Below are 8,042 nucleotides of genomic sequence, written 5' to 3' on the forward strand. Positions count from 1 at the left end.
CCGCACCGCACGGCGCTGGAGAACGTGATCGAGGGGCCCGTCGTGGTCCGCAAGGTCGCGCCCGCCGTCGCGCGGACCAAGGGCCTGGCCCTGCTGGAGAAGGTCGGCCTCGGCGGCCGCGCCGACGCCTATCCGGCCGCCCTGTCCGGCGGCCAGCAGCAGCGCTGCGCCATCGCCCGCGCCCTGGCGATGGATCCGGAAGTCATCCTGTTCGACGAGCCGACCTCGGCCCTCGATCCCGAGCTGGTGGGCGAGGTCCTTGCGGTGATCCGCGACCTGGCCGCCGAGAAACGCACCATGGTTATCGTCACCCACCAGATGGATTTCGCGCGCGATGTCGCGGACCGCACGATTTTCATGGACGGCGGCGTCATCGTGGAGCAAGGACCATCCCGCCAGCTGCTCGCCTCGCCGCGCGAGGAGCGGACCCGGCGCTTCCTGGCCAGATCAGGTGTCTTGCAGTAGTCCTTTGGTAGCCTTAATTTGGCCCACGGGACCCTTCACGACCTGAGCGCCTACGCCGGGTGGCTTTTATGGCGAGGACTGCGTGAAGCCTTATATCGAACTCAAGGGCGCCTCGGGCGCCGTCTACCGCTACAAGCTGGCCGACAACGGCGACCCGGCGACGACCATCGCCGGCAACTACGTCTATCTGGACGCCAAGGGGACGGTGGTCTTCGCGGGCGAGGCCAACAATCTGGTCGACGCCAAGAACCGTTGGTCGGAGGCCTATGCCCGTCACGGCGCGACTTGGCTCTACACCCGGCTAAACGTCTCGGGCGCGTCGCGCGCGGACGAGTATTCCGATATCGTCATCGCCCTCCAGCCCGTGATGAATAAGGCGGACTGAGGCTGCTGCAGCCGGGCGCGGACGCGGCTAAGGTCGCGTCGTATGCGCCCGGAGATTCTCTTTCCCCTGTTCACCTCGGTGTCCACGCTCAAGGGCGTGGGCCCGCGCGTCGCGCCGCTGGTTGAAAAGCTGGCGGGGCCGATCGTGCGCGACGTGCTGTTCACCGCGCCGACCGGACTGATCCAGCGCGGCGTCACCACGGTCGACCGCGCGGTCGAGGGACAGGTCCAGACCTTCATCGTCACCATCGACAGCCACCAGCCGCCGCACCGCCTGGGGCAGCCGTGGAAGATCCGCGCCTGGGACGGGACGGGTTTCCTGACCCTGATCTGGTTCAAGGGCCACGGCCCGCATCTGGAGCGCCAGCATCCCAAGGGCGCGCGCCGGGCGGTCAGCGGCAGGATCGAGCGGCCGGAGGGTTTCGCTTCCGAGCTGCAGATCGCTCACCCCGACTACATCGTCGCCGAGGAGCGCGCCGGCGACATCCCCGAGGTCGAGACCGTCTATCCGGCCACCGCGGGCCTGCCCTCGCGCACCTTCCGCAAGTTCGCGCTCGAAGCGCTTGAGCGAGCGCCGGAGCTTCCGGAATGGCAGGACCCCGCCTGGCGCGAACGCGAACGTTTGCCCGGCTGGCGCGAGGCCCTGGCGGCTCTGCACGGCCCGGCCAGCGAAGCCGACCTCTCGCCCCTGACCCGCCCGCGACGGCGCCTGGCCTATGACGAGCTCTTGGCTCACCAACTGGCCCTGGCCCAGCGCAAGGCCGCGCGCCGCGCCCATCCAGGTCCGCGCATCCCCGCCGGCCCGCTGTCGGAGACGGCGGAAAAAGCCCTGCCCTTCAAGCTGACCGGCGCCCAGATCCGAAGTCTGTCCGAGATCCGCGGCGACCTGGCCTCGGGCGAGCGGATGAGCCGGCTGCTGCAAGGCGACGTCGGCTCGGGCAAGACGGTGGTGGCCATGCTGGCCATGGCCGACGCGGCTAGCGCCGGCCTGCAATCGGCCCTGATGGCCCCGACCGAGATCCTGGCCCGCCAGCACTTTGAAACCATCGCCGCGCCGCTGGAGGCGCTGGGCTTGTCGGTCGTCCTGCTGACGGGACGCGACAAGGGCGCGGGCCGCGCGGCCAAGCTCCAGGGCCTCGCCGACGGAACCCACGCTATCGCCGTGGGTACCCACGCCCTCTTCCAGGACGACGTCGCCTTCGAGGCCCTGGCCCTGACCATCATCGACGAGCAGCACCGCTTCGGCGTCAACGAGCGTCGGCGGCTGCAGGACAAGGGGCCCGCCGGCGTAGACTGGGATGTCCACCTGCTGGCCATGTCGGCGACTCCGATCCCGCGCACCCTGGAACTGACGGTGTTCGGCGACCTCGACGTCTCGCGCATCGACGAAAAGCCGCCGGGCCGCACCCCGGTCGCCACCCGCGCCGCGCCGACCCCGCGCGTGCCCGAGATCGTCGAGCGCCTGCGCGTGGCCATCGCCGGCGGGGCCCAGGCCTTCTGGATCTGCCCTCTGGTCTCTGAGTCCGACAAGATCGACCTGCGCGCCGCCGAGGATCGCGCAGCCGACCTGGCGCGCCACCTGCCGGGCGTCGGCCTGGTGCATGGCCAGATGCCGCCGGCCGAGAAGGACGCGGTCATGCAGCGCTTCGTCGATGGCGAGGTCAGCGTGCTGGTCGCCACAACGGTGGTCGAGGTGGGGGTCAATGTTCCCAACGCCAGCATCATGGTCATCGAGCACGCCGATCGCTTCGGTCTGGCCCAGCTGCACCAACTGCGCGGCCGCGTCGGCCGGGGCACGCGCGAGAGCTCGTGCGTCCTGCTCTACGATCCCCCGCTGTCCGAGGTGGCGCAGAAGCGCCTCGATATCCTGCGCCGCAGCGATGACGGCTTCGAGATCGCCGAAAAGGACCTGGAGCTGCGTGGCGGCGGCGATCCGCTGGGCCTCAAGCAGAGCGGCTTCCCGGCCTATCGCCTGGCCGATCCGGTGGCGCACCGCGATCTGATCGCCGTCGCCGCCGACGACGCCCGGCTGATCCTGGCGCGCGACCCGGACCTCACCTCGCCGCGCGGACAGGCGCTGCGAACACTGCAAGAGCTGTTCGACTGGAAACCCGCCTCATCGCTGAACGAGGCGGGCTGAGCAAATCAGTGCGCCGCCGCGCCCTTGCGGTGATGCCAGAGGTGCATGACCCCGGCCAGGACACCACCGATCGCGAGGCCCACCACGGACGAGCCCAGCGCGAAGGCCAGCCACCCGGTCACCTCGCCGACGCCCGGAACCTGGCCCGCCCAGTGCGAGAAGCCCTCGACCCAATGCGGAATGGGCGTCAGGTGGAATTTCTCCAGGCCGTGGACGATGATGCCGCCGCCGACCCACAGCATGGCCGCCGTGCCGATCAGGGTCAGACCCTCCATGGTCCAGGGCATGGCCTTGACCAGGCCCCGGCCAAACCCGCGCAGACTCTTGGCCTTGCCGCGTGACAGGTGCAGGCCGATGTCGTCCATCTTCACGATCAGGGCCACGACCCCATAGACGCCGATGGTCAGCAGCACGCCGACGACGGCCAGGGCGCCGGCCTGGATGGCCAGCGGCCTGTCGGAGACGTCGGCCAGGGCGATGGCCATGATCTCGGCCGACAGGATGAAGTCGGTGCGGATGGCGCCGGCGACCTTGGCCTTTTCCAGTTCAGGCCCGCTGAGCGCCAGCTCCTCGATCGCCTCGCCCTCGCTCTCGGGGGTGAAGGCCTCCATGACCTTCTCGGTCGCCTCGAAGGCGAGATAGGCGCCGCCGCACATCAAGATCGGCGTCACCGCCCACGGCGCGAACGCCGACAGCACCATGGCGCCCGGCAACAGGAACAGCAGCTTGTTGCGCAGCGACCCCAGGGCGATCTTCCAGACGATCGGCAGCTCGCGGTCGGGCGTGAAGCCCATGGCGTAGCCGGGCGTCACCGCCGTGTCGTCGACCACCACCCCCACGGCCTTGGACCCCGCCTTGCCGGCGGCGCCGGTCACGTCGTCCAGCGAGGCGGCGGCGAGTTTGGTGATGCCGGCGACGTCATCGAGCAGCGCGGCGAGACCGGAAGGCATGGGATATCCTGGCGTTGATTTGGCCCTGCCGTGCGTAAGGCCCGGCGACCGCGCCGTAAAGTCGGCAAAGGCTTGCATGACGCTGGGTGAAGGCTGGAACCTTCCCTTCATGGACGCCGCCGCTCTCGATCGCCTCGCCCCGCGCCTGTCGCCAACCGCGACCAGGGCGATCAACGCCCGCCGCCTGTCGGGCGGCGCCAGCCTGGAGACCTGGGCTTTCGACCTCGACGACGGGACGGCCTTGATCCTGCGCCGCCGGCCGGACGCGGCCACGCCGCGCGAGACCGCCCAGCCCCTGGCCAGCGAGGCGGCCCTGATCCGGGCGGCCGACGCGGTCGGAACGCCCACGCCCAGCGTCGTCCATGTCTGCACGCCGGAGGATGGCCTGGGCGAGGCCTATGTCATGGGCCGCCTGGAGGGCGAGACCCTGGGTCGCCGCATCGTCCGCGACGAGGCCTTCGCCGGCGTTCGGCCGGGCCTCGCCCGCCGCTGCGGCGAGGTGCTGGCCAGGATCCACGCCGTGCCGACGGCCGACCTGCCGCCCCTGGCGACCTCGGACGCCCGCGGCGAACTGGCGCGCTACGAGGCCATCTACACGCAGTTGGGCGCCCAACGCCCGATCCTGGACGCCGCCTTTCTATGGCTTGAGGCGATCGCCCCGCCGCCGCCCGAACGGCCGGTCCTGGTCCATGGTGATTTTCGTAACGGCAACCTGATGATCCACCCCGAGCGAGGGCTGGTCGGCGTGCTGGACTGGGAGCTGGCCCACCTGGGCGACCCCGCCGAGGACCTGGGCTGGATCTGCGTCAATTCCTGGCGGTTCGGCGAATGGCGCAAGCCGGTCGGCGGCTTTGGCGACTATGCCGACCTGCTGGCCGGCCATGGCGGCGACATCGCGCTGGAGCGCGTGAAGTTCTGGCAGGCGTTGGGCTCGTTGAAGTGGGGCGTCATGTGCCTGATGATGTACGAGAGCTTCGCCAACGGCTCGGATCGGTCGATCGAGCGGGCCATGATCGGTCGGCGCACCAGCGAGACCGAGATCGACCTCGTCGCCCTGATGGAAGCCGCATGATCAGCCATCCCACCGCCGTCGAGCTGTCCGAGGCCATCGCCGCGTTTGAAGCAGAGCCCGCCATCGCCGGCGACGCCCGTCACGCCTTCCTGTCGCGCGTCGCCGACAATGCTCGCGCCACCTTGGCTCGCGAGGCCGAGCTAGGCGCGCGTCTCGAGGCTGAGGCGGTGGAGCGCCTGAAGGCGCTGCTCGGGCGGGATGGCGATTTCACCACGCTCAACGCCGCGCTCTGCGAAGCGCTGCGGACCGGGCGTCTGGCGCCCCGCGCGCCGGCGGTTCTGGCGCATCTGCGCGCGACCGCCATCGGACAGATCATGATCGACCAGCCAACCTATGGCGGCCTTGCGGCCCTATCGGCCGCCGGCTGATGTCTGCCCCGCCATCGCCTGGCTTCGCGCCAGGGCGTCGGCTTCGAGGTCCGCATAGAACAGGTTGAAGGCGTCGACCTTGCGCCGGTCGGCCCACGAGCCGCTGTCGCGCAGCGCGTTGGACTTCGGCCGACTGGTGCGCAGGACGCCGTTCTCGCAGCGGGCCGACACCTGGCGCTGCAGAAACGCCGGCCGCGCTCCCCAATCGAGACCCGTGGCGTTGGTCGCGCCCAGGTTCAGCCGTGCGGGAGCCCGCTCCAAGGAGGTTCCTCCCAGCAGCGGATTGAAACAGAGCGGCTCCCTGCCCTCCAGGTTCACCAGCTGGTCCGAGCTGTCCCAGACCAGAGACCGGCCGATCAGCTCCTGCACGCGCTGGAAATCGCCCTCCGGGGCCGAGACCCAGGCGGCGACACAGCCGGTCTGCGCCTTGCGTTCGCAGGCGGGCAGCGGGGCGCCCGGCGCGTATTCGTCGGCCGGCGCGGTGGTCTCGATCAGATAGGCGGCGACCAGACGACGTTTGAGCTCGGGCTTGGCTGCGATCTCCTCGCGCAGCAGACGCGCGGCCAGCGAGCCGCCCTGCTCCACCCCGACGATGATGAAGGGCCGCTCATGGCCGTAGCGGACCTGATAGGTCCTGAAGGCCTGCAGCACGTCGCCATAGGCGAAGCGCCGCGCCTCCCGCGCGTCGTCGCGCAGGGTCAGATAGGTGTAGAGGCTGGCCTGCCGATAACGCGGGGCGAAGACGCGCCCCACCCGGTCGAACGGACCGGCATAGTTAGGCAGCACCACCCGCGACAGGAACCGCATGGCCTTGGGCTGGTCGATCCCGCCGTTCCAGTCCCGCCCGCCGTCGAAGGTGGTCGGATGGACGAAGAAGACATCCACCGGACGGTCGGCGGGCGCCACGCCCGTCGGACGCAGGGCCCAGGCGCTGGCTCGCCCATAATCGGGAGCCGGCGGCGGCCGATAGGTCAGGAACGGAACCTTCGGGTCCAGAGCGTTGCTGAGGATGTCATAGCGCCAGAAAAAAGCCGCCGCGAGCACCAGCGCCAGGAACAGCGCCACGCCCGCGAAGATCCAGCGCTTGAAGCCTTTGAGACCCATGAACCCTGGGTACACCAAGGTCTGGGCGGCTTTAAGCCCCTTTCCTAGAGCGCGTTAGGTTTAAGTGTAAGCGGTTAAACCGCTCGAACGCGCTCCAAGTATAAGATTTAGAGCCTGTTATCTGGTTTAGATGTTTCCATCTAAACCAGACAGGCTCTAAGCGCCTTCCTGGCCGATGATCGCGACCGAGCAGACATTGCTGGCCGGCGCGCCGCCCAGGTTGTGGGTCATGCCGAAGACCGGGTTTGAAAGCTGGCGTTCGCCCGCCCGTCCCTGCAGCTGCAGGTACATCTCGTACAGCATGCGCAGGCCCGAGGCGCCGATCGGATGGCCGAAACACTTCAAGCCCCCGTCGATCTGGCACGGCACACCGCCGTCGGCGTCGTAGAAGCCGTCCAGCACGTCCTTCCAGCCCCGCCCTTCCGGCGAGATGAACAGGTCCTCCATCGTCACCAGCTCGGTGATCGAGAAGCAGTCGTGCACCTCCATCATCGAGATCTGCTCGCGCGGCCGCTCGATGCCGGCCTCCTTGTAGGCCTTGCCGGCGGCGATGCGGGCGGTGTGGAAGTGGCTGCCGTCCCAACCGTTGTACTGGCTCTCGTAACCGTTGGAGACCGACAGCTGGATGGCCTTGACCATGGTCAGGTTCTTCTTGCCCAGCGCCCGGGCGATCTCGGGGGTCGTGACGATAGCCGCCGCCGCGCCGTCCGAGACGCCGCAGCAGTCGAACAGGCCCAGAGGTTCGGCGATCATCGGGGCGTTGAGCACCTGCTCCACCGTGATCGGCTTGCGCAGGTGGGCCTTGGCGTTCTTGGCCCCGTTGGCGTGGCTCTTGACCGACACGTGGGCGATGGCCCGCTTGAGGTCGTCCTTGGAGACGCCGTGCTTGGCGCGGTAGGCGCTGGCCAACTGGGCGAAGTTGCCCGGGGCCGAGCCATTGGGCATCACCTGGGGCGTCAGGGTGCCGGGATTGGCCACCGGCAGGCCGCCATAGCCGGTGTCCTTCAGCTTCTCGACGCCCAGGGCGATGGCGATGTCGGCCGCGCCCGAGGCCACGGCGTAGACCGCGCCCCGGAACGCTTCCGAGCCCGAGGCGCAGAAGTTCTCCACCCGGGTGACGGCGATATTGGGCAGGCGTAGGGCGATCGACATCGGCGTGCCGCCCTTGCCCGTACCCATCTCGTCGACGTGGGTCGAGAACCAGGCCGCGTCCAGCTGGCTGGGCTCGATGCCGGCGTCGGCCATGGCCTCGATATAGGCTTCGACCATCAGGTCGTCGGGACCGGCGTCCCAGCGCTCGCCGAACTTGCTGCAGCCCATGCCCAGGATGGCGACCTTGTCGCGGATGCCTTGCGCCATGATCGTTTCTCCTATTCGGCCGCGACGGCGGTTTGAGCGGCCCGCGCGGAGCGGTCCGGCGTAGCCTTCCAGAAGTAGCGGACGAAGCCGCGCTTTTCGTCGACCTCCTTGATACGGAAGACCATCCGCACCGGCAGGCCCGTCTCGACGTCGCCCGGCGCGACATCGGTGATGTCCATCATGATCCGCCCGCCGCCCTC

At 69.2% G+C, this 8,042-nt stretch carries 8 protein-coding genes and 1 pseudogene; 5 read left to right on the top strand and 4 right to left on the bottom strand.

The window, feature by feature from the left end; genetic code table 11:
• From VJ655_RS00500 to recG, 3 genes are all read left to right on the top strand, one after another.
• A partial coding sequence (locus VJ655_RS00500; RefSeq protein WP_324097429.1) for an amino acid ABC transporter ATP-binding protein occupies positions 1-465 on the top strand: 465 nt, incomplete at its 5' end.
• Between the two features lie 82 nt (positions 466-547).
• Positions 548-850, top strand: a complete 303-nt coding sequence (locus VJ655_RS00505) for a hypothetical protein (protein ID WP_324097430.1) — start codon at positions 548-550, stop codon at positions 848-850.
• 42 nt (positions 851-892) lie between these two features.
• Positions 893-2,989, top strand: coding sequence for an ATP-dependent DNA helicase RecG (gene recG / locus VJ655_RS00510; RefSeq protein ID WP_324097431.1), 2,097 nt, complete (start codon positions 893-895; stop codon positions 2,987-2,989).
• 5 nt (positions 2,990-2,994) lie between these two features.
• Here recG and VJ655_RS00515 read toward each other — a convergent pair whose 3' ends face one another.
• Complete coding sequence (locus tag VJ655_RS00515) at positions 2,995-3,939, bottom strand: DUF808 domain-containing protein (protein WP_324097433.1); 945 nt, start codon at positions 3,937-3,939, stop codon at positions 2,995-2,997.
• 76 nt (positions 3,940-4,015) lie between these two features.
• On the opposite strand from VJ655_RS00515, the gene VJ655_RS00520 reads away from it, so the two are divergent.
• Positions 4,016-5,011 (top strand): phosphotransferase family protein, encoded by a 996-nt coding sequence (locus tag VJ655_RS00520; RefSeq protein ID WP_414646905.1) that lies wholly within the window; start codon positions 4,016-4,018, stop codon positions 5,009-5,011.
• On the top strand, positions 5,008-5,379 hold the full coding sequence (locus VJ655_RS00525; protein ID WP_324097435.1) for a DUF6285 domain-containing protein: 372 nt from the start codon (positions 5,008-5,010) through the stop codon (positions 5,377-5,379). The genes VJ655_RS00520 and VJ655_RS00525 overlap by 4 nt, the downstream gene beginning before the upstream one ends.
• Here the strand turns inward: VJ655_RS00525 and VJ655_RS00530 are convergent.
• From VJ655_RS00530 to VJ655_RS00540, 3 genes and pseudogenes are all read right to left on the bottom strand, one after another.
• On the bottom strand, positions 5,362-6,483 hold the full coding sequence (locus VJ655_RS00530) for a DUF3089 domain-containing protein (protein ID WP_324097436.1): 1,122 nt from the start codon (positions 6,481-6,483) through the stop codon (positions 5,362-5,364). The two genes, VJ655_RS00525 and VJ655_RS00530, sit on opposite strands and share 18 nt — an antisense overlap.
• Before the next feature lie 156 nt (positions 6,484-6,639).
• The gene (locus VJ655_RS00535; protein WP_324097437.1) at positions 6,640-7,842 is read right to left on the bottom strand and encodes an acetyl-CoA acetyltransferase; all 1,203 of its coding nucleotides are present in this window, start codon (positions 7,840-7,842) and stop codon (positions 6,640-6,642) included.
• Between the two features lie 11 nt (positions 7,843-7,853).
• Positions 7,854-8,042: pseudogene (locus tag VJ655_RS00540) on the bottom strand (3-hydroxy-3-methylglutaryl CoA synthase); the annotation flags it as partial.

This window comes from Caulobacter sp. (genome assembly GCF_035254145.1).
Taxonomy (GTDB): domain Bacteria; phylum Pseudomonadota; class Alphaproteobacteria; order Caulobacterales; family Caulobacteraceae; genus Caulobacter.

What these genes read in the sequence shown, in the direction of transcription:
- VJ655_RS00530 (WP_324097436.1), bottom strand. Translation starts at nt 6,483, where the DNA reads ATGGGTCTCAAAGGCTTCAAGCGCTGGATCTTCGCGGGCGTGGCGCTG.
- recG (WP_324097431.1), top strand. Translation starts at nt 893, where the DNA reads ATGCGCCCGGAGATTCTCTTTCCCCTGTTCACCTCGGTGTCCACGCTC.
- VJ655_RS00515 (WP_324097433.1), bottom strand. Translation starts at nt 3,939, where the DNA reads ATGCCTTCCGGTCTCGCCGCGCTGCTCGATGACGTCGCCGGCATCACC.
- VJ655_RS00525 (WP_324097435.1), top strand. Translation starts at nt 5,008, where the DNA reads ATGATCAGCCATCCCACCGCCGTCGAGCTGTCCGAGGCCATCGCCGCG.
- VJ655_RS00520 (WP_414646905.1), top strand. Translation starts at nt 4,016, where the DNA reads ATGACGCTGGGTGAAGGCTGGAACCTTCCCTTCATGGACGCCGCCGCT.
- VJ655_RS00535 (WP_324097437.1), bottom strand. Translation starts at nt 7,842, where the DNA reads ATGGCGCAAGGCATCCGCGACAAGGTCGCCATCCTGGGCATGGGCTGC.